Source organism: Streptomyces kryoterrae, from assembly GCF_054072135.1.
On record NZ_CM133358.1, the window covers coordinates 8,963,305 to 8,985,553 of the forward strand.

The window sequence follows — 22,249 nt, forward strand, 5'->3', positions numbered from 1 at the left end:
TTCCCGCGACGGCCGTCGCGCGTTCAGCGACCGCTCGCCACGAGCATCGGCGAACCCCCGGCTGCCCCTGGCGTACGCTCCAGCAGCCCGCGAGCCGCCGGCTCGGGAATCACGCTCTCGCCGTACCAGTACGCCTCCTCCGGATGCGGATACCCGGAGAGCAAGAGGTGCTCGACGCCCAGTGCGTGGTACTCCTCGATGAGGTCCGCGACTTCGGTGTGGCTGCCGGCGAGCGCGGGGCCCGCGCACAGGTTCGTAGAGATCTCCAGTCTGCCGCGGGAGCCGCCGTGCAGGGCGATCATGGGCTGCTGCCTCGCCGAATCACTGCGGCCGAGTGCCGCCTGTGCCGCCGCGATCGTCTCCCCGTCGAGGCGGCTGAGCTGCCGGTACGCGGTCGACCAGGTTTCGGCCGACGAGTCCCGCGAGATGGTGTGCAACTGGACCCCGAAGCGGACCGTCTCTACCCCTCGGGCAATCCAGTCGATCTTCTGCCTCACCTGCGCTGGCGGCTCGCCCCAGGTCGGAAACACATCCGCGTGCCGTGCCGCGACGGGCCTCGCGGCGGGGAGGACCCGCCGAAGAGGAGTGGCGGCAACGGGTCGGGCGCCTGTCGTACGACGGGCAGGAACTCGTCGGTACGGGCGTGCCGCCGGTCGTGGTCGAGGCGGTCGCCGAAGCGCCGTTGCTCGGAGGCGTCGCCACCGGTGACGACGTTCAGCAGCAACCGCCCGTGGGTGAAGCGCCGGCAGGTCGCCCCCAGGAACTTCAGCCGTTCGGTGTGCTGGGCGAGTGCCATGGTCGTCAGCGAGGCGTCCTCGCACCAGGTGCCGGTCGGCGTCAGTACACCTGTGAAGCCCAACTGCTCGGCCTGCTTGGCGATTTGGGTGAGTTCCTCGTTGTCCGGCGGTCGTACGCACGTGACGGGGCGGTTCACTCCATCGGTGTTGAAGGCGTACGCACGCCGGTCCACGAGGGTGCGGCGGTGGTCACGACTCCTTGCTGGGACGGGGAGCGGTGGTGGACGGGGGCAGGTCGTCGTTGAAGCGCCGGTCCACGTACTTCGCGAAGTCGACCTTGTTCGGGATGAGCTTGAGGCTGGTGAACGTGTCCGCGATGCTCTGCTCCGAGGCGACGAGCGCGTCGTCGATCGCCACCGGGACACGGGTCGCGTTGGACCGGTTCACCGAGGCGAGCGGCACGTCGTACGGCAGCCCGGTGTCCTTCGCCCACACCTTGGCCCACGCGTCGGGGTGCGCGTACACCCAGTCCTGGGCGCGCCGCAGCCGCTCCACGAAGTCCTTGATGGCGGCCGCCTTCTTGCTGTCCCCCAGTGCGGAGGGCGCCGCCACCTGGAAGTTGAGCCCGTTGACGACACCCTCTCCGTCGGCCAGGACGCGCCCCTGTCCACCTTTGAGCACCTGAGAGGTGTATGGGTCCCACACCGCCCACGCGTCGACGCTGCCGCTGGTGTACGCGGCCAGGGCGTCGGCGGGACAGCCCCAGCGACTCCCCGGCCTCGATCAACTGGGCGTCCACACCACGGATCCCGGCGTAGACGTTGAGGTAGAGCGGGAAGGTCACACCGAGGGTGATGATCGCGATCTTCGGGGCCTCGCCGATGCCGAACCAGATGATGAACAGGGGGATCAGACCGACGAACGGCACGGTCCGCAGCATCTGCACAGGTGCGTCGACGAGGTCCTCGCCGACCCGGAACAGGCCCGAGACCAGGGCGAGTCCGGTGCCGATGACGGTACCGAGGAGCAGCCCGAGGGCGACCCGCTGGAGCGAGGTGCCCATCGCGTTGCCCAGTGAACCGTCGGCGATGAGATCGCTGCCGACCTGGGCGATGCGCCCGGGTGAGGCAAGGATGTCGGCCGTCAGCGCGCCCGTACCGCTGAGGAGTTGCCAGAGCGCGAGGAGCAGGAGCGGGCCCGAGGTACGGCGCAGCCAGCGGGGGACGTGGGTGCGGCGCGTGGAGCTGGGGACGATGGGTTCGAGGTCGGGGAGGGCACGTTCGGCGTCACCGGAGGCGGCTTCGGGCGTACCCGGACGGTTTGGGTCGGCATATCGGGCTTGGGGGAGCCGGGTGGGGCATGGCTGATGCTCATGAGTGCTCCACGAGGAGAGGGGAGGAGCGGCCGGGGAGGAGGTGTCCCACGGCGCCGCCGCGTCCGAAGCGGATCAGGGCAGATCGCGGACGTGCGGGTGGGGCGGTGCCCAGACGGGCGGGAAGGGAGCGGAAAAGGGCGTCAGCAGCCGCGGCGACACGCGGCGGAGGCCACCCGCAGCAGGTCGATGTGACCGCGCGTGGTGAGCATGGCTGAACACAACATGCCGCTGAAAGTAGCCAGGTGACGTGACCACGGTCAATGGTGTCTCGCGGAATGGACCACTCGTATCAAGGGGTGGGAGAGAGGTCAGGAGTGGCTCCCGGTGGCCGGGTGATGATGGGGGACATGTCCAATGCCTTCACCACGCGCGTCCTGAACATCGTCTCCGGCACCGAGGAGGCGGTCGTCGACCTCACCCATGACTGCGAGACCTTCCTGAGGGAGGTGGCGGACGGCCGGGACGGCCTCCTCAACGTCTTCGTCCCGCACGCCACCGCCGGAGTCGCGGTCATCGAAACGGGGGCTGGCAGTGACAGCGACCTCCTCGCCGCGCTGCACGCGCTGCTTCCCTCCGACGACCGCTGGCGGCACCGTCACGGCACCCCCGGCCACGGCCGCGACCACGTACTCCCGGCCCTCGTCCCGCCGCACGCAACGCTGCCGGTGCTGGGCGGGCGACTCGAGTTGGGGACATGGCAGTCGGTCTGCCTGGTGGACACGAACACCCAGAACACGGACCGTCTGGTCCGGTTGAGCTTCCTCGGTTAGGTACAACGTCGGGACCACCTTCAAGCTGCACCCCGACAGCATGCTCAAGGAAATCCCCCGTTTCCGGCTTGCCGTACGCCATTACCTCGACGGCAAAATGCGCGGAGTGTTCGACTCGGGCTGGAAGGGGACCCAGGCCGATCCCAGTGGCCGGTACAAGTCCTCGGACTGGTACTACGCTCTCTACCACCTCCAGTGGCGGGCATCTGGCTCGTTGCGGACCAAGTACGGGTTCACCTACACGCTGAAGATCAAGAAGCGCTACGACTGGGGTGTCCCCCGTGAGCACAAGGCGAACCTGAAGATCCGCATCCCCGGATTGCTCGACTACGACATCGCCCAGCCGGAGGTCGCCCATCTGCACACCGTCGGACTCGCCAGGGACTACGACGTCCGGGGATCGTCCAAGATGAGGAAGAAGCCGTGATGCCGCACACCACGCGCCCGGAGCGCGCCCCGCGGGGATCCACCGTCCCGCTGCTGCTCGTGCTGTGCGGTGTGGGGATGTTTGCCGCCGTCGCGATGGTGGCCTGGCCGATGGTGTCAGCGGCAGATCGCTGTGGAAGCGGAGGCCGCTCATGGGCAGATCGCGCACCTGAGCGTGCTACTGGCCGGACTCGGCCAGGCCGCCGAACACATCACGATCACCCGCAGGACACTCCTGTGTCTGCCCGACGAAGAGCCCCCCACGGCCCTCGCCTGGAGCCTGTGGGCGTCGCGCAGCGCGCGTGAGGACAGCGCGCACATGCTGTTCGCCGCCGCCGCGCCCGCGACGATCCTGCTGGTGTGGGCTGAGCTGATGCGGCAGTTCCGCAACCAGCGTCAGCGGCCCGCGACGGCGTTGCACTTGCGGGCAACTGCGCCCATTCCACGCGCAGTTCCGCTTCCACGCCCAGTTCCGCGAGAGCGGTATGCGGGGCGCCGGTGACCCGGCACCACGACAGGTGAGGGGAGCTCTGGCCGTGGCGTGCTGAGGGAGGGCTCCCCTCCGGGGTGGCCGGGCGGTGTGCTCTTCGCCGGTTCCTTCAGCCCGTGCGCGACGTGGCGTGGTGGGTCTGCGCTTGGCAGGAAGCTTGGCCTGGCCCTCCCCGTGTGAGCGGCCTCGCGTACGGGTACGGGGCGTCAGCTTGACGACGGCCTCGGCGGCGGCGCGGGCGAGGCCGTCGAGAACGGGTGAAGATCCGGCCCGTCAGACTCTGATGAAGCGTGCTGTTGTCCGGGCAGATCTCCAGGCCATGGTTGCGGCGCGGTTCAGAATTTCACCACGCGGATGCCAGGACCGCACAGCATGAGGAGGTCCTCGGGGTCCGAGGTCAAGACGGTTACCGGAACGGGTGCGGTGAGTGCGGGGCAGCCACCAGGGCGTTGAGGGCGTATGTGTGGCCGGTGCAGGCCGGCTGCGGCGAGCAGCTTGCTCGCGTGACGGGAGATGGCTTCAGCGGGCGGGATATTTGGTGGGGTGATTCGGCGGCGTGCGGCTTGACCGGGGCAGGCGGCGCATTGCCTCGCGCGGCGGGGCGCCCGGCGGCAGCAGCCTACCGCCCAATCGATCAAACAGGAGCGCACAACTTCACACACGTGACATGTACAAGGAATACGCTGCCGCCTGATCGTTTCCCTTATGCCCGTGAATATCTGGGAGGACTCGGATGATCAAGGTGGGACTGTTCCGTACCCGACTGGCGGCGTTAACCGCCCTGTTCAGCATCCTGATGACACTGATCTGGGCACTTCCCCAGACCGCCACCGCCACCGCCACCACCGAGGCGACCGCCGACACCGCCTCGACGGCCCCGACCGTGCCGACGCACCCCCTCTGCGCGAGACCCGACAAACCCAACCAGATGGCCTGCTTCGCGGTCGCCCGCGACGATGTCCGGCAGACCGGCAAAGGCTTCCAACCCCTGCTGGCCCCCGCCGGGTTGGGCCCCTCCGACCTCCAGAGCGCCTACGACCTGCCGTCCGACGTGGCCGGGGCGGGGGTCACGGTGGCCATCGTCGACGCCTACGACAACCCGAACGCCGAGGCCGACCTGGCCGTCTACCGCTCCCAGTTCGGCCTGCCGCCCTGCACCACCGCAGGCGGCTGCTTCCGTAAGACCGACCAGCGCGGCGGCACCGAGTACCCACAGCCCGACCAGGGCTGGGCCGGCGAGATAGCCCTCGACCTCGACATGGTCAGCGCCGCCTGCCCGCTCTGTCACATCCTGCTGGTCGAGGCCGACGAGCCGTCCATCGACGGCCTCGGCGAGGCGGAGAACACGGCGGTCGCGCTCGGCGCCGCGTACGTCTCCAACAGCTGGGGCGGGAGCGAGAGCGCGTTCGGCGACCTGCCCGGTGACGACTACTACAAGCACCTGGGCGTGGCGATCACCTTCAGCACCGGCGACAACGGCTACGGCAACAGCTACCCGGCCACACTGCCGTACGTCACGGCGGTCGGCGGGACCTCGCTGAGCCGGGACAGCGGGACACCCCGGGGCTGGAACGAGTCCGCGTGGACCGGGGCGGGCAGCGGCTGCTCGGCCTACTCCTCCAAGCCGTCCTTCCAGACCGACCGGGGCTGCGCCAACCGCGCCGTCGCGGACGTGTCTGCCGTCGCCGACCCGGCGACCGGGGTCAGCGTCTACAACACGTACGAGGACCGCGGTTGGGGCGTCTACGGCGGCACCAGCGCGTCCGCCCCGATCATCGCCGCCACCTACGCGCTCGCCGGGAAGCCGGGCGCGAAGACCTACCCCAACGCCTACCCGTACGCCCACTCCGGCGCCCGCGACGGCGCGCCGAACGGCGCTCTGAACGACGTGACCAGCGGCACCAACGGCACCTGTGCCATCGCCTATCTGTGCACCGCCGGCCCCGGCTGGGACGGCCCCACCGGCCTCGGCACCCCGAACGGCACCGTCGCCTTCACCACCGGCCCGTACGGCAGGTTGACCGGCAAGGTCACCGACCCGTCCGCCGGCGGCCCGGTGGCCGGGGTGCGGATCACGGCCGGCGCGAACGCCACGACGACCGGCGCCGACGGCACGTACGACATGACGCTCCCGGCGGGCACGTACCACGTGACAGCCGCCAAGTTCGGCTACGGCACCACCACGCCGGCCGCCGTCGAGGTCGGCGACGACGCGACCGTGGCCCGGGACTTCACGCTCTCCGCCCAGCCCCTGGTCACCGTCAGCGGGCGGATCCAGGACGGCTCCGGGCACGGCTGGCCGCTCTCTGCGGGCATCCAGGTCACCAACGAGCCGTCCACTCGGACGTACACCGACCCGGCGACCGGCCGCTACACCCTCGAACTGCCCGCCAACAGCACCTACACCCTGCAGGTCGACCCGGTCTACACCGGTTACCAGGTCACGACGGCCGACCTGACGGTGGGTGCCAAGGCCGGCCGCAAGGACTTCGGCATCCCGGTCGACGCCGCCGCCTGCGTGGCGCCCGGCTACAAGCAGACGTTCAGCGAGGCCACCGAGACCTTCGACGGCACGCAGGCGCCCGCCGGGTGGAGCGTCACCGGCAGCGGCCACACCTGGCGCTTCGACGACCCGGCCGGGCGCGGCAACCTCACCGGCGGGTCGGGCGACTTCGCCATCGCCGACAGCGGCTACTCCGGCGACCGGCAGAACACCTCCCTCCTCTCCCCGGTCCTCGACCTGACCGGCTACGACACGCCCGCGGTCCGCTTCGGCACCTTCTACAAGCCGTTCGACGACGACTCCAAGGCCGACATCGACCTCAGCGTCGACGGCGGCACGACCTGGTCCACGGTCTGGCACCGTGACACCGACTCCGCGGGCCCCGGGACGCAGAGCATCGCCCTCCCGGACGCGGCGGGGAAGTCCGCCGTCCAGGTGCGGTTCCGCTACAACGGCGACTACGCCTACTACTGGCAGGTCGACGACGTCGCCTTCGGCGGCATGACCTGCAAGCCGGTGCCGGGTGGGCTGCTGTACGGGACGGTGACGGACCGCAACACCGGCCGGCAGCTGAGCGGTGCGACGGTGAGCGGCAGGACCGGCGTCAAGGCGACCACGGCGGGCGACGGTTCGTACGTACGCTTCGCGCCGCGGACGGGTCGTCAGCAGGTCGCGTTCAGCGCCGAGCACTACACCACGGCAACGAAGAAGGTGAACGTCAAGGCCGACCACGCCACCCGCCTCGACGCGGTGCTGCTCGCCGGACAGCTGGCGATCAGCCCGGCGGCGGTCGACAAGACCGTACGCAAGGGGAAAGCCACCACCGCCCAGGTCACCCTGCGCAACACCGGCTCGGCCCCGCTCACCGTCAGCCTCACCGAGCGGTCCGGGGACATCCCGACGGCGACGACGGCCCGCGCGGCAGCTCCGCAGTACGTTCCCGGTGACTTCACCCCCGACCGGCTGACGAAGACGAAGCCGAAGACCACGTCCACGTCCACGGACGTGACCCCCGCCGCCTCGGCCTGGACCTCCCTGGCCGACTACCCCACCCCCGTCATCGACAACGCCGTCGCCACCGGCCCGGACGGTCGCGTCTACTCGGTCGGCGGCACCGACGGCGCCTCCGTTCTGTCCGGCGGCTACGTCTACGACCCCGTCGCCGCCGCTTGGACGGCGATCCCCGGCGGCCACCCCACCCCCCGCGAGTCACCCCAGTCCGCCTTCCTGAACGGCAAGTTGTACGTCACCGGCGGCTGGACAGCGGACGGCGGCACCGTGACCACCACCGAGGTCTACGACCCGCAGCACCGCACCTGGTCCACCGCCGCCCCGGTGCCCGCCGGGTACGCGGCAGCGGCTTCCGCCACACTCGACGGCAAGTGGTACCTGGTCGGCGGATGCGGCCAGGGATACTGCACCGGCGCCACCGCAGTGCAGGTCTACGACCCGGCCACCGACACCTGGGCCGCCACCACCCCCTACCCCGAGGCCATCTCCTGGCTCGGCTGCGGCGCCGTCTCGGGCACCCTGTACTGCGCGGGCGGCACCACCGTGGTGGAGGGTACGCGGCACGGCTACGCCTACGACCCGGCCACCACCGCCTGGACTCCGATCACCGACCTTCCCATCGACCTGTGGGCCTCGGCCGCCACCACCGCCGACGGCCGCTTCCTCCTCTCCGGCGGGGTCAGCAACCTGCTCGGCGCCGTCACCAGCGCCGGCTACGCCTACGATCCGGCCGCCCGCACCTGGACGGCCCTGCCCGCCGCCTCCACGCCGCTCTACCGGGCCGGTGGCGCCTGCGGGTTCTACCGGGTCGGCGGTGCGCCGAGCGTCTTCGACGCCCGTGCGAATGTCGAGCAGTTGCCGGGCCTCGACAGCTGCGTCCCGGCAGCCGACGTCCGCTGGCTCTCCACTACGTCCACCACCCATACGCTCGCCCCCGGCCAGCGCCTGACCGTCACCGTCCGGCTGGACGCGGGCGCGACGGCGGTGGACATGGCCGGGACCTACACGGCCGCGCTCGCGGTCAGCACGGACACGCCGTACACGTACCCGGTGGTGCCGGTGCGGATGACCGTGCGCTGACAAACCGCCATCCGACAATCGTCGGGCCGTTCTCCGCAGCCCCCTCGCGCCGCATCAGTCGCGAGGGGGCCTCCTCGTGGTGGGGCGAGCCCGGCGTGGGAGGCGAGGTGAGCGGCGGTGGGGAAGCCGGTGCCGTCGTCGACGGTGACCCGCAGGACTGCGGCGGCCCCGACGCCGAACGGGCTCTCTCCTGGCCGTCGCCCTGCGCTCCGCCTCCAGCGCGAACCGGCCTTGGACGTCCCCGCCACGGTGGTGTGGGCCTGCCCGACGCTCCGTGCGGGAGCGATCCTGCCGTCGCCTGGTCGGCCGTCGGCTGCTGGCGGCCTGCGCCCACCCGTTCGACCAGCCGGGAGGTGACCGCCGCATGCCGTCGTCTTCCGCCCCGGTCCGTGCGCCCGGCGTCTGGGACGTGATCGTCGTCGGGGCAGGCCGGGCCGGCGCCGCCGCCGAGGACGGCTGCCACGCTGCTGCTCGAGCGCGCCGCCGTCCGCCGCTGCAAGACCTGCGGCGGGGGTCTCGGCGGAGCCTGCTCGCCGCAGGACCGGTACGCAAGGGGGCCGGTTTGATCACGTGACGCGGAGGGTGGCGAGGCGGCGGAAAGCGTCGCCGGCGGGGTGGGAGAGTCCGGCGGCAATGTTCGCGTGGTCTTCGCCCGCCGCGGCTTCTGCCGCGCCGAAGCCGACCAGCCTGAGCACCGGACTCGAAACCGAGCTGATCGGCGCACAGCGGGGTGCCGCGATCGAGTTTCGCGGCGCGACGAAGGCGACGAAGACGGTCTCGGTTTCGTGAGGCCAGTGACTGAACACCCCGGGAACCACGGCCCAGACGTGGCGACGCTTCCCGCGGACGCACCGTCAGCGCACAGGCGTGTGACCCGGGTCTGTCGCGCCTGGTCAAAAGCCTGTCGCCTGTTGCCTACCCGTCGGCTGCCGGAACTTCGACGATCGAGACAGACGCGATCCGAGGGGAAGACAGATGAGCGCAACAGCAGCGACCGGTACCGTCGAGGTGCGCGGTGCGTGTCCGCACGACTGCCCCGATACCTGCGCGATGAGGATCACCGTCACGGACGGCAAAGCCGTGAGCGTGACCGGTGACCGGGAGCATCCGTACACTCGCGGTGGCTTGTGTGTGAAGGTCGACAACTACCTGGACCGGGTGTACAGCCCGGACCGTGTGCTGTACCCGATGCGGCGAACGGGGCCGAAGGGCAGCGGTCGGTTCGAGCGGATCACCTGGGACCAGGCGCTGGGCGAGATCGCGGACCGGTTCCGGGCGATCTCCGCGGAGTTCGGGCCCGAGGCCATCATGCCGTGCAGCTACCTGGGCACTCAGGGAATCCTGAACGGGCTCAACGTCGGCGATCCGTTCTTCGCCAGGCTCGGCGCCACTGTCGCCGAGCGCACCTACTGCGACTCCGGTGCGTGCACGGCCTACACGATGACGATCGGCGACTGCGCCGGAGTGGATCCGGAGAGCCTGGTCCACTCGAAGTTCATCCTGATCTGGGCCTGCAACGTGATGAGCACCAACCTGCACCTGTGGCCGTTCATCGCGGAAGCCCGTAAGCGGGGCGCCACCGTGGTCGTGGTGGACCCGGTGAAGACCCGTACCGCGAGGGCCGCAGACTGGCACATCCCGATCCGGCCGGGCACCGACGGCGCGCTGGCACTTGCGATGATGCACGTGATCATCAATGAGGGCCTGACCGACGACGACTACATCGCCCGCTACACGGTGGGTTATGCGGAACTGGTCGACCGGGTGCAGCAGTACACCCCCGAATGGGCAGCGGAGGAGACCGGGATCCCCGCCGAGGACATCCGCCGGCTCGCCCGCGGCTACGCCTCCGCGCAGCCGTCGGTGATCCGTATCGGGGTGGCGGTGGAGCGGCATGCCGGCGGTGGCCAGACGGTGCGGACGCTGGCCTGTCTGCCCGCGCTGGTCGGTGCGTGGCGCAACCCCGGTGGCGGGATTCTGCAGCTGCCGTTGTGGGCGTTCCCGGTCAACTGGGGCGCGATGATGCGTCCGGACATGCTCCAGCCCGGCAAGCGGGTCGTGAACCAGTACCTGCTGGGGCAGGCGCTCACGGGTGGGCTCGAACTGGACCCGCCGATCAATGCGTTGATGGTCTACAACTCCAACCCCGTGGTCGTCTGCCCTGATCAGGACAAGCTGATCGAGGGACTGATGCGGGAGGACCTGTTCACCGTCGTCAGTGAGCAGTTCATGACCGACACCGCCCAGTTCGCCGACATCGTGCTGCCCGCCACCACCCAGCTGGAGCAGGACGACATCATGTTCTCCTGGGGCCACCTCTACGTCACCTACAACCACCGCTCGATCGAGCCGCTCGGCGAAGCGGTGCCCAACACAGAGATGTTCCGGCGGCTGGCGGCACGGATGTGCTTCACCGAGCCGGTGTTCCGGCGTACGGACGACGAGATGATCGCCGAGGCGTTCGACTGGTCGGCGCCCGCCATGCAGGGCATCACCGTCGAGTCGCTGAAGGAGAAGGGCTGGCAGCGGCTGAGCGTGCCGCCCGCCGACCAGTACGCACCGTACGCGGAGGGCGACTTCCCCACCCCGTCCGGCAAGGTGGAGCTCAAGTCCTCCATCGCGGAAGCCGTCGGGAACTTCGTGGTGCCGCTGTTCCGGCAGGGCTCCAACGACCACCAGCCGGGCACCCCGGTCGATCCGCTGCCGCACTACGTACCGCCTCGCGAGTCGGCGCGCACCAATCCAGAACTGGCCGAACGGCACCCGCTCAGCCTCATCACCCCGAAGGCGCACGCCTACCTGAACTCCAGCAGCGCCAACCTGCCGCTGCACCGGCGCGTGCAAGGGGAGCCCACCGTCCTCATCCACCCCGACGACGCCGCCGAGCGTGGCATCGCCAACGGCGACGACGTGCGGGTGTTCAACGACCGCGGCTCGTTCGTGGTGAAGGCGAAGGCGGACAAGTCCGTCCTGGCGGGCGTCGCCGTGTCGGCGTACGGCGGCTGGCGCATGCACACGAAGTCGCTGTCCACGATGGCGTCCCTGAACCCCACCGCCTTCGCCGACCTGGGCAACGCGCCCACGTTCTCCGACACACTCGTCCAGATAGAGAAGGCCTGACCCATGGCTTACGTCGTGACCGACGCCTGCGTGGACATCCTCGACCAGTCCTGCGTCGAGGAATGCCCGGTGGACTGCATCTATCAGGGGGACCGGATGATGTACATCCACCCCGACGAATGCGTCGACTGCGGGAAGTGCATGCCCGCCTGCCCGAGCGACGCGATCCACTGGGAACACAGGATCCCCGTGGACCTGGCCCCGTTCACCGCGGCCGCTGTCGAGTTCTTCGAAGCGCACGAGGATGCGGCCGGCGGTGCGTCGTCGCGCGGACCGGTCGGCGTGGACCACCCGCTGCTGCGGGAAAGGCGTGGCACCGGTGAGGGCTGAGCACGAGACCGGTTTTGGCGCTGACACGTACGACAGCGACCTCCTGCTCGTCGGCGCCGGGCCGGTTGGCCTCTACGCGGCCTACTACGCCGGGTTCCGGGGCATGTCGGTCACGGTCATCGACGCTCTCGGCCGGCCCGGTGGCCAGATGGCGGCGCTGTATCCCGAGAAGAAGGTCTACGACGTCGCCGGCTTCCCCGCCGTGAAGGCGCAGGACCTCGTCGACGCCCTGGTCGAGCAGGCGTCCCAGGCGAAGCCCCGGTACCTGCTCGGGCACACCGCGCAGACCCTTGAGGACACGTCGGGCGGCATCGCCGTGACCACCCACCGGGGCACGGTGGTCACGGCGAAAGCAGTGCTGGTCACCGGCGGGATCGGCAGTTTCACGCCGCGCCCGCTGCCTACAGGCTCCGAGTACGAGAACCGTGGCCTGCGCTACTTCGTACCGAAGCCGGCCGAACTCACCGGCGCCGATGTGGTGGTCGTCGGTGGAGGGGACTCAGCGGTGGACTGGGCGCTGGCGCTCGAACCGCTCGCCCGCACGGTCTCGCTCGTCCACCGCCGGCCCCGGTTCCGCGCGCACGAGCACAGCGTCCGGCTGCTGCGCGCCTCGTCCGTGCGGCTGTACACCCCGCACGAGGTGCACCGGATCAGCGGCGACACCCGCGTCGAACAGGTGGAGTTGCGCGACCTCGAGACCGGGGCGACCGAGAGCCTGCGGGCGGACGCGGTGGTGGCCGCGCTCGGCTTCGCCGCGAACCTCGGCCCGCTCGCCAGGTGGGGGCTTGAGATGCGGGGGCGGCACATCGCGGTCGACCGGAGCATGCGCACGAGCCGGCCGTGCGTGTACGCCGCAGGCGACATCGCCGACTACGACGGCAAGGTCGCGTTGATCTCAGTCGGTTTCGGCGAGGCCGCACTCGCGGTGAACAACCTCGTCCCCATGATCGATCCCGCGCTGGGCACGGTGCCGGGGCACTCCAGCGATGGCGCACCTGGCCAGTGACAGTCCTTACGCCCGGGCATGAGCGCGGTAGGCGGTGGGCGACGTGCCGTAGACCTCGCGGAACGCCCGGCTGAACACGGCGAGATCGGTGAACCCCCAGCGGACGCAGATCTCGGTGAGTCTGGCTTCGCCTCCCCGGCGGGTCAGCAGGTCACGTCGGCACCGCTCCAGTCGCTGGCGCCGGATCACTTGGGACACCGTCTGTCCCCGGCGGGCGAACATCCGCTGGAGCTGGCGCGTTGACACGAAGTGCGCCTGCGCGACGCGTTCCGGGGACAGTTCCGGATCGCCGAGATGCTCTTCGATGTAGGTGTCGATCCGCCGCAGCAGGCCCGCGTGCCGGTCGGTGTCGGCAGCGGGCCCATGTGCCTCGGTCGCGATGGTCGCCACCAGGTCGCCGATCTCATCGGCGATCCGGACGGCGCCGCCCTCGCTGACGGTCGGCTTCGCGACGAGCAGGTCGGTCAGCATCCTGCTCAGCACCCCGGTGATGCCGCTGCCGCCGTCCAGAGCCCGGCAGGTGAGCGAGGCCGACTCGCTGTCGCTGAGCTGGATCGTGTCGCGGGGCCAGGTGAAGACGGCGAGATCCCAGTAGGGGGAGGCGACACCCGAACGAAGCCACCAGTGGAAGGGGCGTTCTGTCTCGTAGATGACGAAGTCGCCGGGTCGAAGAGTCGCCTCGTGCCCGTCCTGCACGGCACGCGCCTCACCCCGGCGGACCAGGCAGACCTGGAAGTAGCGTTCGCTGTCGCGTCGCAGCAGTTCCTTTGTGCGGATGACGTCCTGGTCCACCGAGCGAACTCCCGACACCTGGAGGTGGCCGAGCAAGTCGCTGCGTACGGCACCGTCGAACGTGCCGCAGCCCCGTTCGACGTCCACGTCGAGGCTGACGAAATGGTCCCGAAGAAGGTCCCGCCAGACCTCACGTCTGCTGGTGTTCGTCTCGTTCGACCCCGCCGCTGTCATGGCCCTACCTCGATCGTGTTCTGTGCCCACCCGGCGTCGGAATAGTCCTCCTCGGCGAAATACTCGGCCCTGTCCATAGGCGGATCGTTGTCGCAATGTAAACAGCCGGAAAATCCCGCTTCACCTACGCGTTCCCGTCGCCGCTGGTCAAAAGCCTGTCGCGCGGAGTCCTGTGCGGCCGGCCCAGACCGGTGAAGATGAACGCCAGTGCCGATCCAGAACCCGAGGGAACGCATCGTGATAGCCGTCGTGAATGATCAGATCCGCTGTCCGGAAGAATCGGTCGAGGAAGTCCGAGTGGCCCTGACTCGGGACCGCGTCCCGGTTGCCGAGGCGATCGAATGGGCGACCGTGCCGCACTGTGGCGCGGTCGTCACTTTCACCGGCACGGTGCGCGACAACAACGACGACCTCGCGGGGCACCACACCGGGATCGTCGGGATCGACTACGAGGCGTTCGACCGGCACGTGGAGCCGCGACTCCGCCAGATCGCCCAAGCCGCCCGGGACCGGTGGCCCGCCCTCGGGCGTGTGGCGTTGTTCCACCGCATCGGGCCGGTGGCGGTCACCGAGGCGAGCGTCCTGGTCGTGGTCTCCGCACCCCACCGCGGCGAGGCGTTCACCGCGGCCCGCTTCTGCATCGACGTCCTCGAGGACTCCGTTCCGGTATGGAAACGCGAATACGGCGGGGACGGTACGAGCGGCTGGGTGGCGACCGGGAACCAGATCGACGACGTCACCGCCGCGGCACACCGCTGGTGCCTCGCCCGGAACCCGGAACCGGCGGCGTGACGATGACGCCCGTCGCCGACCGCCGGTACCGTCACCTTCGCGACCTGCGGATCTCCATCACCGACCGGTGCAACCTCCGATGCCGGTACTGCATGCCGCGCGAGCATTTCGGCCCGGGGCACCATTACCTCGGCCCCGCCGATCTGCTGACCTTCGACGAGATCGCGCGCCTGGCGCGGGTGTTCGCCTCCCTCGGCGTGCGCAAGATCCGGCTCACGGGGGGCGAGCCGCTGCTGCGACGCGGCGTCGCGGACCTCGTGGCGCTGCTCGCCGCGGTCCCCGGGCTCGATCTCGCGATGACGACCAACGGGTTGCTGCTGCCGACATACGCGGAACGCCTCGCGGAGGCCGGTCTGCGCCGGGTGACGGTGAGCCTGGACGCGCTCGACGACGCCGTGTTCCGGGCACTCGCCGACACCGCGGTTCCGGTGCGCCGGGTCCTCGACGGGATCGACGCCGCCGCACGCGCCGGCCTCACCCCCGTCAAGGTGAACATGGTGGTGAAGCGGGGAGTCAACGACGGGTGCGTGCTGCCGATGGTCGAGCGATTCCGGGGCAGCGGCCACATATTGCGCTTCATCGAGTACATGGACGTAGGAGCCACGAACGAGTGGCAGCTCGGTGAGGTGCTGCCCGCCGCCGAGATCGTGCGCCTGATCGACGTCCGTTACCCGCTCGAACCGCTCGGTGCGACCGACGTCGGCGAGGTGGCCACCCGCTACCGTTTCCGGGACGGCGTCGGGGAGATCGGTGTCATCGGCTCGGTGACGCGGCCGTTCTGCGGGGACTGCACGCGAGCCCGGCTGTCCGCCGAAGGGAAGGTGCACACCTGCCTGTTCTCCTCCGGCGGGACCGACCTGCGGGCGTTGCTGCGAGCGGGCGCCTCCGACGAGGAACTGCGCTCCGCCATCCGCGCACTCTGGGGCGCCCGGGAGGACCGCTATTCGGAGTTGCGCGGACGCCGCACACCATCACGCGGCGATCGGGTGGAGATGTCTTACATCGGCGGGTGACCTGGAACGAAGGGGAGAGTGGCTCATGCCCACAATGCTGCTGTTCGCGGCCGCGCGGGAGGCGGCAGGCCGAGCTCGCGACGTGATTCCCGGCAGCACGCTCGGCGAGGTGCTCGACGAGGCACGCCGGCGCTACGGCGGCGGGTTCGCCCACGTGCTGGCGAACTCCCGGGTGTGGCTCAACGGAGAGATGCTGTACGACGAGATGCGCGGCGCCCCATGCGAGGACGGCGACGAGATCGCTGTGCTGCCACCGATCAGTGGCGGATGATCACCCGTGGTCCTGCTCTCCGTCGACGGTTTCCGCGCCGCGCTGACGGCGCTACCCGGCCGGCGACCCCGAGTCGCCCGGCCGCCATAACCATGCGCGGACTGGTCCTGACCGAAGACGATCACCCGACCACTGGTCAAGTCGGTGAGCCGGTGCTGGGTCGCGAAACCGTCCTCGGATCCGCCGAGTTCGGGCCCGCGCCCACACCGTTGCGGGTGTCGCGCAAGAAGGCATTTCAGTTTCGGAGCAATACCGTGAGGTGAAAAATCGAAGATAAAGGACTGGTACCTGTAATGAGCAGCGTCACGGGCGGATCCATGACCTATGGATCCACTGTGCGGAATCGTGTTGCAGATGTCATGGTCACCTGTCCCAAGACCCTGGGACCGCTCTCCAGGGTGGACGACCTCCGAGCTCTTTTCAGCGACGATCACGTCCACATGGCCCTGGTCGTCAACTCGGACGGACGGCTCATAACGACGATCGAGCGACCGGACATCCCCGAAGACGCCTCCAATTCCGCGGCCGTCACGGAGTTCGGAACTCTCGTCGGGAGAACGGTGCAGGCGTCGTACCCACTTGATGCTGCTGCAACAGTGATGAGATTCGAGGCGCGACGCCGGTTGGCGGTGGTCGATGATTTCGGTCGACTGCTGGGGCTGCTATGCCTGAAGCGAGACGGAACCGGATACTGTTCGAATGAAGGGATCCGCGCCCGCGCTGACGAAAGGTAACGAGCGCACTCTTCGTCTCCAATGAGCTGGCCTCTGGTAGGAACGATCTTGCGACAGAAAGATCCAACCGAAGGGCCTCACGTGCCGACCGGTACCGGAGCCCACTCCGGGGCTGCGGCCACAATGCGCAACACCCCGCCCTCTGGGCTCACTTGCTCCACCCGCACTCCGCTCAGGTGCGGCAACACCCCTAGGTGACCCGATCCACGGGCGCTGCGGCGCCGGATAAACGAAGGTGAGCGGGGCGAATGGGGGTCCCCCGCGCGAGGTTGTTCGAGCGTGGGGGAGTCGGCAACCGACGACAACGCCGCAGGGGTCCCCCCTCTGGGGGAGGGCGTGCCAAGCCCCGCGTCTCCGGCATGATCCGCCGGACAGGCCCTGGACATCGGCACCGGGGGAACGGGCACGAGACTCCACGCCCGCACATGTGGTGGAGCCTCGCCCGTCGGTAGGGGAATCCGCCGCGGGCGGGTTCGAGAGGTCCAGTGCGGTGTGGCTCGACAGGAGCTCGCCGCTGGCCCGATTGAGGCGTGCCCCTGGTGGTTCCGCGTGAGGTCGACGTGGGACGCGGGGATGGTTCGACGCCGGCGGATCTCTCCGGCTGTGCGCGAAACCGTCCTTCGACCGGTACGAGCCGCGGCGGCCAGCGGCGATGGCACATACGTACATGGAATACGTACTCCTACCGAGGTGTCCCTGACACGCGTGCCGTTTTCTTGCCTCCATGACGACACCGAGCGTGAAAGCGCAGCTGCCGAAGAACGTCAGGCTGGCGTTGGTGGGGGTATGGGTCCAGGCCGTGCTGAACCTGGCGGCCGGCGCCCTGCTGCTGGCCGTGGTGAACGACGCGGCGGATCACGGTCAGGACGAGGGGGCCGGGCTGCTCCGGTTCCTGGCGGTGTTGTCGCTGCTGATCGCCGGGGCGCTTCTGCTGTGCGGCGTTTTCGCGGACAGGCGGTTGAACGGGATACGTGTCACGGTCATCGTCATCGAGGCGCTGAGCCTGTTGAGCGGTGTGCTGGGCCTGCTCCAGGGAGCCGGCGTCTCGGTTCTCCCGGGCATCGCCTTCGCCCTCCTCGTGCTGCGGGGCTTCAGCACCGTGGAAGCCAGGAACTGGTTCGACCGATGAGGTACGTACCGAGACGCTTGGACGGGCGGACAGACTCCGTCGTGCCTGTCAAGGAAGTCGAGGTCGGCGGCGAAGAGGACGCCTGGGGTCGCGCACATGTGGACTTCCGGTCGCAGCGGGTCGCCGACCACGAACTGTCCGAGCCCTCGGCACCGCAGGTGTGCAGCCCGGACGGCAAGCCCACCGCCGACCCGGCCGACGTACCCACACCGGGCTCCCGGCCGACGGACTTCCACCCGACGAGCCGCTACCCGACAAGCATCTACCCGACGCCCGACCACAGCTTCGACCTCGACGACGTCCTCCGCTCTCCCACGCCCTGAGCCCCTTCCGTTCTGCGGGATCCGGGCGCGCACCGACCTCTCTTCACCACATCAACGGGCCCTGCCATAAGGTCAGTTCGGCAGGACCGCCCGACCTCACCTGGGGGAATCACATGCGTATGCACACTGCGACCACCGTCCTTTCCTGCGCCGTCGTACTCTCGGCGCTCGTTCTTCCGGGCGCCGCCCAGGCAGCGGAGCGCCCTGGGGCGGCGACGGATCTCAGAGCCCTCGCCTCGTGGAGCGTTCAGCCGAAGGACTCGCTGGGCGGCACCACCTTCAAGGACGGAGTCGTCAACAACGGCAAGGACATCGTGCTCGGCGTAACGGGCAAGAAGGCCGTTCCCGTCACGTTCACCGCCTTCGACGAGGAAGGCGTAGCGCTCACCATGGCGTTCCTGTGGCAGGGCACCGACAGTTCGAGCACGGACACCATCACCGGCGCCCTGGGGACGGACGACAACCCCGTCTGCACGGAGACGACGGTCGAGGGCGGCTACAGCTACAGCTGCAAGACGGTCTTCACCATCGACCCCGCGGTCGACTTCAAGGACGGCAACGGCATCGCGGGGACCTGGAAACTCTTCCTGGGCGCCTACGACCTCTACGCGAACGCCAGTTACGACGACGACGTCGCCAGGACCAGCATCAAGCGTGCCGCCAAGCTGACCGTCAACGCCTCCCCGGAGCCGGTGAAGAAGGGCAAGACCATCACGGTCACCGGCAAGCTGACCCGCGCCGACTGGAGCACGGGCAAGACCACGGGATACGCGACCCAGCCGGTGAAGCTGCAGTTCCGCAAGAAGGGCAGCAGCACCTACACCACCCTCAAGACGGTCAAGACCAGCCGCACCGGTGCCCTGAGCACCACCACCAAGGCGGGCGTCGACGGCGACTACCGCTTCGTCTTCGCCGGCACCGCCACGACCGGCTCCGCGACGGCGCCCGGCGACTTCGTCGACGTCAGGTAGGCGGCTTCCCGGCCGAGACCGCGGTGGCCGGTTCGCAGAGCTCACCGGTCACCGCCGAGGGCACCTGGACCAGGTTCAGTCCTGCTCCGCGCGGGCGTCCCCGAAACGGCTCCCGGTGCGGCGGCGGGTCATCAGCGTGGCCAGGGCGGTACGTGAGGAGACCCCGGTCTTGCGGAAGGCGCGGGAGACATGGGTCTCGACGGTACGCCGGCTGAGGTAGAGCCGGTCCGCGATGGCCTGGCTGGTGAGCCCCTGCGCCACCAGTTCGGCTATCTCCAGCTCCCGGGCGGTCAGGGTGGCCAGCCGCTGGGTGAGTTCGGCGCGGTCCGGGGAAGCGTACGGAGCCTCGGAGCCGTCACCGGGCGGACGGGTGGCGTCGGCGAGACCGACCAGCATTCCGCTGCCGCCCGCCTCGGCGAGCCGGCGCCCCCTGAGCCAGGCGCGCGTGCCGTCCCGGCCATGGCCCGCCGCCGCTTCCAGCGGGGCGCCGAGCAGCAGGGAGTGGGCCTCCCAGAAGACCGCGCCGCAGCGGGCACTCTCCGCCGCGGCCTCCGCGAACAGGTCCGCCGCCGCTGCCGTGTCCCCCTGCGCAAGCGGCAGATGGGCGGCGCTGCGCAGCGCGGACGCCCGCAGCATCGGCAGCCCCAGTTGTTCCGCCTCCTTACGCGCCCGCTCGGCCCAGCCGCAGGCCTCCTCGGCCCTGCCCGTCACCAGTGCGGACGTGACCAGGATCTCCAGGTAGAGCGGCCGCATCGAGGGCTGGATCCGCTGCAGTTCGGGGCCGCCCGCCCGGAGCATCGCGTCCCGGGCGCGGACCGGATCGCCGGCCATGAGCGCGGCCCAACCGAAGATGCACCAGGCCGTGGAGGCCCACCAGTCGACCCCGGTACCGGCCGCGGCCACCGCCTCCTCGGCGACGGCGAGAGGGCGCGGATCGCCCGGCGGGCAGGCGGCGACGAGTGCCGCGGCCTTGCTCGCCAGTACGAACGCGAGCAACTGGTCGCTGCCGATCCCGCGGGCGATGTCCTCGGCCTGGTCGGCGAGTTCCAGCGCCGAGGAGATCCGGCAGGTCTGGACCCGGACATGGGACAGGCACAGCAGCAGATGGGGCACGACATAGAGCTGGCCGCTGCGGCGGGCGATGTCGAGGCCGCGCTGCGCGTGCCGCTCCGCGTCCGGGTAGTGCTCCAGGAAGGCCTCCGCCCAGCCGAGCCGGGCCAGTGGTTCGCACAGCGCGGTGAGATCGTTGTCGGGCAGGGAGTCGACCAGGGCGGCGGCCTGCCGGGCGAATCCATGCGCGGCGGTCATGTTGCCCTCGTACGCTTCTCCCAGGGCGGCGACGGCGAGGACGCCCGCCTCCCCGACCTCGTCCCCCATGGACCGGGCCGCCGCGAGCGCCACCTCGACCTCGGTGCGCACCTGGGCGTACGAGGTGTCGCTGTCCTGGGGCGCGGCCGAGCCCAGCTCCAGGCCGAGCCGGACGACGTCGGCCGGGGCGGGGCCGCGAGCCAGCTCGCGGCGCAACAGCGCGACTGCCTCGGTGCAGCGCCCCAGATGACGCTCCACCAGCGCGCACAGGACGACCGCGCGCGCTCTGAGGCGGCCCTGGTTCTCGCCGGTGGCCGGGCCACCGGGTGACCGCCGCGGGGTGGCGATCAGCTCTTGGAGCAGGTCGCGGCTCTCGCGAAGACCACCGCACGCGGCCAGGGCGCGGGCCCGCCTCAGGATCAACTCACGCCGCCGGGCGGTGTGTTCGGGAGTGTGCGGAAGGTGGCGGAGTGCCACATCGAGCCAGTGGGCGCAGCTCGCCGGGGCCGTTCGGGCGGTTCGTGCGGCGGCCTCGTCGAGCACGGCCACCGCTGCCGGGTCCCAGGCGGTCAGCGACTGTTCCACATGGTGGGCCCGCTCGGCGGCGGAGGCACCCGCGCGGGCCAGTTCCTGCGCTGCGAGCCGGTGGATCTCGACGCGCCTCAAGAAAGGCGTGCTTTCGTGGACGAGGGTTCGCACGACCGGATGACGCAGGGTCAGCAGGCCCTGCGGGGCGGAGCGCAACAGGTCGCGTCGGGTGAGGGCGTGGACGTCGGCGGTGAACTCGGTGCCGGAGCGGCCGGTCACCCGGCTGACCATCGCCGGGGTGGCGTGCTCGCCCAGTACCGCCACGGCGTCGACGATGCCGCGCCGGGAGGGGGCGAGCGCGGTCAGTTCGTCCAGCAGCAGGGTGCCGAGTCCGGGCGGCGCCGAGGACTCGGACGACGTACCCCCGCGGTGGGCCTGAAGGAGGGTCAGGAAGTAGAACGGGTTGCCCTCGCTCGTGGCGTACAGCGCGGCGGACTCGGAGGGCGGCAGGCCGGGGCCGGCCAGTTCGGCGCAGTCGCGTGCGCTCAGCGGTCTCAGACCGAGTCTGACGACCGTGCCGGTGTCGAGTTCTCGGGTGAGCCTGGCGGCGAGGGACTCGGGACTCTGGCGGTCACGGCGTGTCACGGCCAGGACGACGGGGGCGTGCACGGGATGGCGTACGAGATGGTCCAGCAGCTCCAGTGACGCCGGGTCCGCCCAGTGCAGGTCGTCGAGGGCCAGCAGCAGCCCGGACGGGGCGGCGAGCCGGGCGAGCAGGGCGGCCGTGGACCGGTGCAGTCCGAAACGGTCGACCGCGCCGCTCCGCTGGAGAAGGGGCGCCACCGCGTCGGTCTCCTGGAAGCCGTCCAGGGCGTGCGGGTCGAGGTGGGCGAGCGCGTCGGTGAACACCTGGAACGGCACCTGCCGCTCGTACTCCGTGGCTCTGCCGCGCAGTACCGTCATTCCGCGTCGGCGCGCCCGCGCGCAGACCTCGCCGAGCAGCCGGCTCTTGCCGATGCCGGCCTCACCGGTGATGTCGACGAGCCGGGAACGGCCGCTGTCACGGAGATCCTCGCCCCGTGCCGTGCCGCGCGCGCCGTCTGCGGCACGGTCGAGCAGCGCGTCGAACCGGGCCAGTTCGACGGAGCGGCCCAGCAACGGGGCCCCGTCCCCGCTGTCCCCAACTACCTTGTCCGCTACCACAGTTGCCCCCTTGTCTTTACATTCCCCTCACATATCATTCTCTCCTGTTGATCGTCGTAACCGCCGTGTCGGTGAACCGTCGGCTCCGCCCTCGCCGCGAGCTCTTGGACGCGGTTGTCGTTCCTTGGCTGACGCGCGAGTACGAGAAGGAGGGACAGCGACT

18 protein-coding genes and 5 pseudogenes are annotated in these 22,249 nt (G+C 70.0%); 14 read left to right on the forward strand and 9 right to left on the reverse strand.

Going from position 1 to position 22,249, the window contains the following annotated elements:
- Window positions 1-23: 23 nt before the first annotated feature.
- From ACW4TU_RS39895 to ACW4TU_RS39910, 4 genes and pseudogenes are all read right to left on the reverse strand, one after another.
- Window positions 24-970 (reverse strand): annotated as a pseudogene (locus ACW4TU_RS39895) (LLM class flavin-dependent oxidoreductase).
- A gap of 16 nt (window positions 971-986) precedes the next feature.
- Window positions 987-1,493, reverse strand: a pseudogene (locus ACW4TU_RS39900) (type 2 periplasmic-binding domain-containing protein); the annotation flags it as partial.
- 49 nt (window positions 1,494-1,542) lie between these two features.
- Window positions 1,543-1,800, reverse strand: a pseudogene (locus ACW4TU_RS39905) (ABC transporter permease); the annotation flags it as partial.
- Window positions 1,801-2,252: 452 nt separating this feature from the next.
- Entirely contained in the window at window positions 2,253-2,336 is an 84-nt protein-coding gene (locus ACW4TU_RS39910; RefSeq protein ID WP_457430551.1) for a putative leader peptide, read from the reverse strand.
- 123 nt (window positions 2,337-2,459) lie between these two features.
- Here ACW4TU_RS39910 and ACW4TU_RS39915 point away from each other — a divergent pair, with 123 nt between their 5' ends.
- The 3 genes from ACW4TU_RS39915 to ACW4TU_RS39925 all read left to right on the forward strand — a co-directional run bounded on the left by ACW4TU_RS39915 (window position 2,460) and on the right by ACW4TU_RS39925 (window position 3,810).
- Window positions 2,460-2,882: a YjbQ family protein gene (locus ACW4TU_RS39915; RefSeq protein ID WP_457421545.1), complete on the forward strand. Its 423-nt coding sequence runs from the start codon at window positions 2,460-2,462 to the stop codon at window positions 2,880-2,882.
- 40 nt (window positions 2,883-2,922) lie between these two features.
- Window positions 2,923-3,309 carry a hypothetical protein gene (locus ACW4TU_RS39920; protein ID WP_457421547.1) on the forward strand — a complete coding sequence of 129 codons (387 nt, stop codon included), beginning with the start codon at window positions 2,923-2,925 and terminating at the stop codon, window positions 3,307-3,309.
- Window positions 3,310-3,441: 132 nt separating this feature from the next.
- A complete protein-coding gene (locus ACW4TU_RS39925) occupies window positions 3,442-3,810 on the forward strand; it encodes a hypothetical protein (protein WP_457421549.1) in 369 nt (122 codons plus the stop codon).
- A gap of 323 nt (window positions 3,811-4,133) precedes the next feature.
- On the opposite strand, the pseudogene ACW4TU_RS39930 reads toward ACW4TU_RS39925, so the two are convergent.
- Window positions 4,134-4,331 (reverse strand): annotated as a pseudogene (locus tag ACW4TU_RS39930) (DNA-binding protein); the annotation flags it as partial.
- Between the two features lie 200 nt (window positions 4,332-4,531).
- Here ACW4TU_RS39930 and ACW4TU_RS39935 point away from each other — a divergent pair.
- On the forward strand, window positions 4,532-8,392 hold the full coding sequence (locus tag ACW4TU_RS39935) for a carboxypeptidase regulatory-like domain-containing protein (RefSeq protein WP_457421551.1): 3,861 nt from the start codon (window positions 4,532-4,534) through the stop codon (window positions 8,390-8,392).
- Between the two features lie 80 nt (window positions 8,393-8,472).
- Here the strand turns inward: ACW4TU_RS39935 and ACW4TU_RS39940 are convergent.
- A pseudogene (locus ACW4TU_RS39940) lies at window positions 8,473-8,568 on the reverse strand (transposase); the annotation flags it as partial.
- Window positions 8,569-8,958: 390 nt separating this feature from the next.
- Window positions 8,959-9,198 carry a hypothetical protein gene (locus ACW4TU_RS39945; RefSeq protein WP_457421553.1) on the reverse strand — a complete coding sequence of 80 codons (240 nt, stop codon included), beginning with the start codon at window positions 9,196-9,198 and terminating at the stop codon, window positions 8,959-8,961.
- A gap of 169 nt (window positions 9,199-9,367) precedes the next feature.
- Here ACW4TU_RS39945 and ACW4TU_RS39950 point away from each other — a divergent pair, with 169 nt between their 5' ends.
- From ACW4TU_RS39950 to ACW4TU_RS39960, 3 genes are read left to right on the forward strand one after another with little or no spacing between them, the layout of a single operon-like run.
- Window positions 9,368-11,512: a molybdopterin-containing oxidoreductase family protein gene (locus tag ACW4TU_RS39950; RefSeq protein WP_457421555.1), complete on the forward strand. Its 2,145-nt coding sequence runs from the start codon at window positions 9,368-9,370 to the stop codon at window positions 11,510-11,512.
- Window positions 11,513-11,515: 3 nt separating this feature from the next.
- Window positions 11,516-11,842 (forward strand): ferredoxin, encoded by a 327-nt coding sequence (fdxA, locus tag ACW4TU_RS39955; RefSeq protein ID WP_457421557.1) that lies wholly within the window; start codon window positions 11,516-11,518, stop codon window positions 11,840-11,842.
- The gene (locus ACW4TU_RS39960; protein WP_457421559.1) at window positions 11,832-12,848 is read left to right on the forward strand and encodes an NAD(P)/FAD-dependent oxidoreductase; all 1,017 of its coding nucleotides are present in this window, start codon (window positions 11,832-11,834) and stop codon (window positions 12,846-12,848) included. Before fdxA ends, ACW4TU_RS39960 begins: the two co-directional genes overlap by 11 nt.
- Window positions 12,849-12,854: 6 nt before the next feature.
- Here ACW4TU_RS39960 and ACW4TU_RS39965 read toward each other — a convergent pair whose 3' ends face one another.
- The gene (locus ACW4TU_RS39965) at window positions 12,855-13,814 is read right to left on the reverse strand and encodes a helix-turn-helix domain-containing protein (protein WP_457421561.1); all 960 of its coding nucleotides are present in this window, start codon (window positions 13,812-13,814) and stop codon (window positions 12,855-12,857) included.
- A gap of 297 nt (window positions 13,815-14,111) precedes the next feature.
- Between ACW4TU_RS39965 and ACW4TU_RS39970 the strand changes: the two genes are divergently transcribed.
- The 7 genes from ACW4TU_RS39970 (at window position 14,112) to ACW4TU_RS40000 (ending at window position 19,047) form a co-directional block, all read left to right on the forward strand.
- Window positions 14,112-14,606 carry a molybdenum cofactor biosynthesis protein MoaE gene (locus ACW4TU_RS39970; RefSeq protein WP_457421563.1) on the forward strand — a complete coding sequence of 165 codons (495 nt, stop codon included), beginning with the start codon at window positions 14,112-14,114 and terminating at the stop codon, window positions 14,604-14,606.
- Between the two features lie 2 nt (window positions 14,607-14,608).
- On the forward strand, window positions 14,609-15,619 hold the full coding sequence (moaA, locus tag ACW4TU_RS39975; protein ID WP_457430553.1) for a GTP 3',8-cyclase MoaA: 1,011 nt from the start codon (window positions 14,609-14,611) through the stop codon (window positions 15,617-15,619).
- A 25-nt stretch (window positions 15,620-15,644) separates the two neighbouring features.
- Entirely contained in the window at window positions 15,645-15,890 is a 246-nt protein-coding gene (locus tag ACW4TU_RS39980; protein WP_457421565.1) for a MoaD/ThiS family protein, read from the forward strand.
- Window positions 15,891-16,183: 293 nt separating this feature from the next.
- The gene (locus ACW4TU_RS39985; protein ID WP_457421567.1) at window positions 16,184-16,624 is read left to right on the forward strand and encodes a CBS domain-containing protein; all 441 of its coding nucleotides are present in this window, start codon (window positions 16,184-16,186) and stop codon (window positions 16,622-16,624) included.
- Between the two features lie 724 nt (window positions 16,625-17,348).
- Complete coding sequence (locus ACW4TU_RS39990) at window positions 17,349-17,753, forward strand: hypothetical protein (RefSeq protein WP_457421569.1); 405 nt, start codon at window positions 17,349-17,351, stop codon at window positions 17,751-17,753.
- 41 nt (window positions 17,754-17,794) lie between these two features.
- Window positions 17,795-18,076, forward strand: a complete 282-nt coding sequence (locus ACW4TU_RS39995; protein WP_457421571.1) for a hypothetical protein — start codon at window positions 17,795-17,797, stop codon at window positions 18,074-18,076.
- A 113-nt stretch (window positions 18,077-18,189) separates the two neighbouring features.
- Window positions 18,190-19,047, forward strand: a complete 858-nt coding sequence (locus tag ACW4TU_RS40000; protein ID WP_457421573.1) for a hypothetical protein — start codon at window positions 18,190-18,192, stop codon at window positions 19,045-19,047.
- A 75-nt stretch (window positions 19,048-19,122) separates the two neighbouring features.
- Here the strand turns inward: ACW4TU_RS40000 and ACW4TU_RS40005 are convergent, their stop codons facing one another.
- Window positions 19,123-22,041, reverse strand: a complete 2,919-nt coding sequence (locus ACW4TU_RS40005) for a helix-turn-helix transcriptional regulator (RefSeq protein WP_457430555.1) — start codon at window positions 22,039-22,041, stop codon at window positions 19,123-19,125.
- Window positions 22,042-22,249: the final 208 nt, after the last annotated feature.

Coding starts and splice junctions, on each gene's coding strand:
- ACW4TU_RS39910 (WP_457430551.1), bottom strand. CDS start 2,336: ATGTTGTGTTCAGCCATGCTCACCACGCGCGGTCACATCGACCTGCTG.
- ACW4TU_RS39915 (WP_457421545.1), top strand. CDS start 2,460: ATGTCCAATGCCTTCACCACGCGCGTCCTGAACATCGTCTCCGGCACC.
- ACW4TU_RS39920 (WP_457421547.1), top strand. CDS start 2,923: ATGCTCAAGGAAATCCCCCGTTTCCGGCTTGCCGTACGCCATTACCTC.
- ACW4TU_RS39935 (WP_457421551.1), top strand. CDS start 4,532: ATGATCAAGGTGGGACTGTTCCGTACCCGACTGGCGGCGTTAACCGCC.
- ACW4TU_RS39950 (WP_457421555.1), top strand. CDS start 9,368: ATGAGCGCAACAGCAGCGACCGGTACCGTCGAGGTGCGCGGTGCGTGT.
- fdxA (WP_457421557.1), top strand. CDS start 11,516: ATGGCTTACGTCGTGACCGACGCCTGCGTGGACATCCTCGACCAGTCC.
- ACW4TU_RS39965 (WP_457421561.1), bottom strand. CDS start 13,814: ATGACAGCGGCGGGGTCGAACGAGACGAACACCAGCAGACGTGAGGTC.
- moaA (WP_457430553.1), top strand. CDS start 14,609: ATGACGCCCGTCGCCGACCGCCGGTACCGTCACCTTCGCGACCTGCGG.
- ACW4TU_RS39980 (WP_457421565.1), top strand. CDS start 15,645: ATGCCCACAATGCTGCTGTTCGCGGCCGCGCGGGAGGCGGCAGGCCGA.
- ACW4TU_RS39985 (WP_457421567.1), top strand. CDS start 16,184: ATGAGCAGCGTCACGGGCGGATCCATGACCTATGGATCCACTGTGCGG.
- ACW4TU_RS39990 (WP_457421569.1), top strand. CDS start 17,349: ATGACGACACCGAGCGTGAAAGCGCAGCTGCCGAAGAACGTCAGGCTG.
- ACW4TU_RS40000 (WP_457421573.1), top strand. CDS start 18,190: ATGCGTATGCACACTGCGACCACCGTCCTTTCCTGCGCCGTCGTACTC.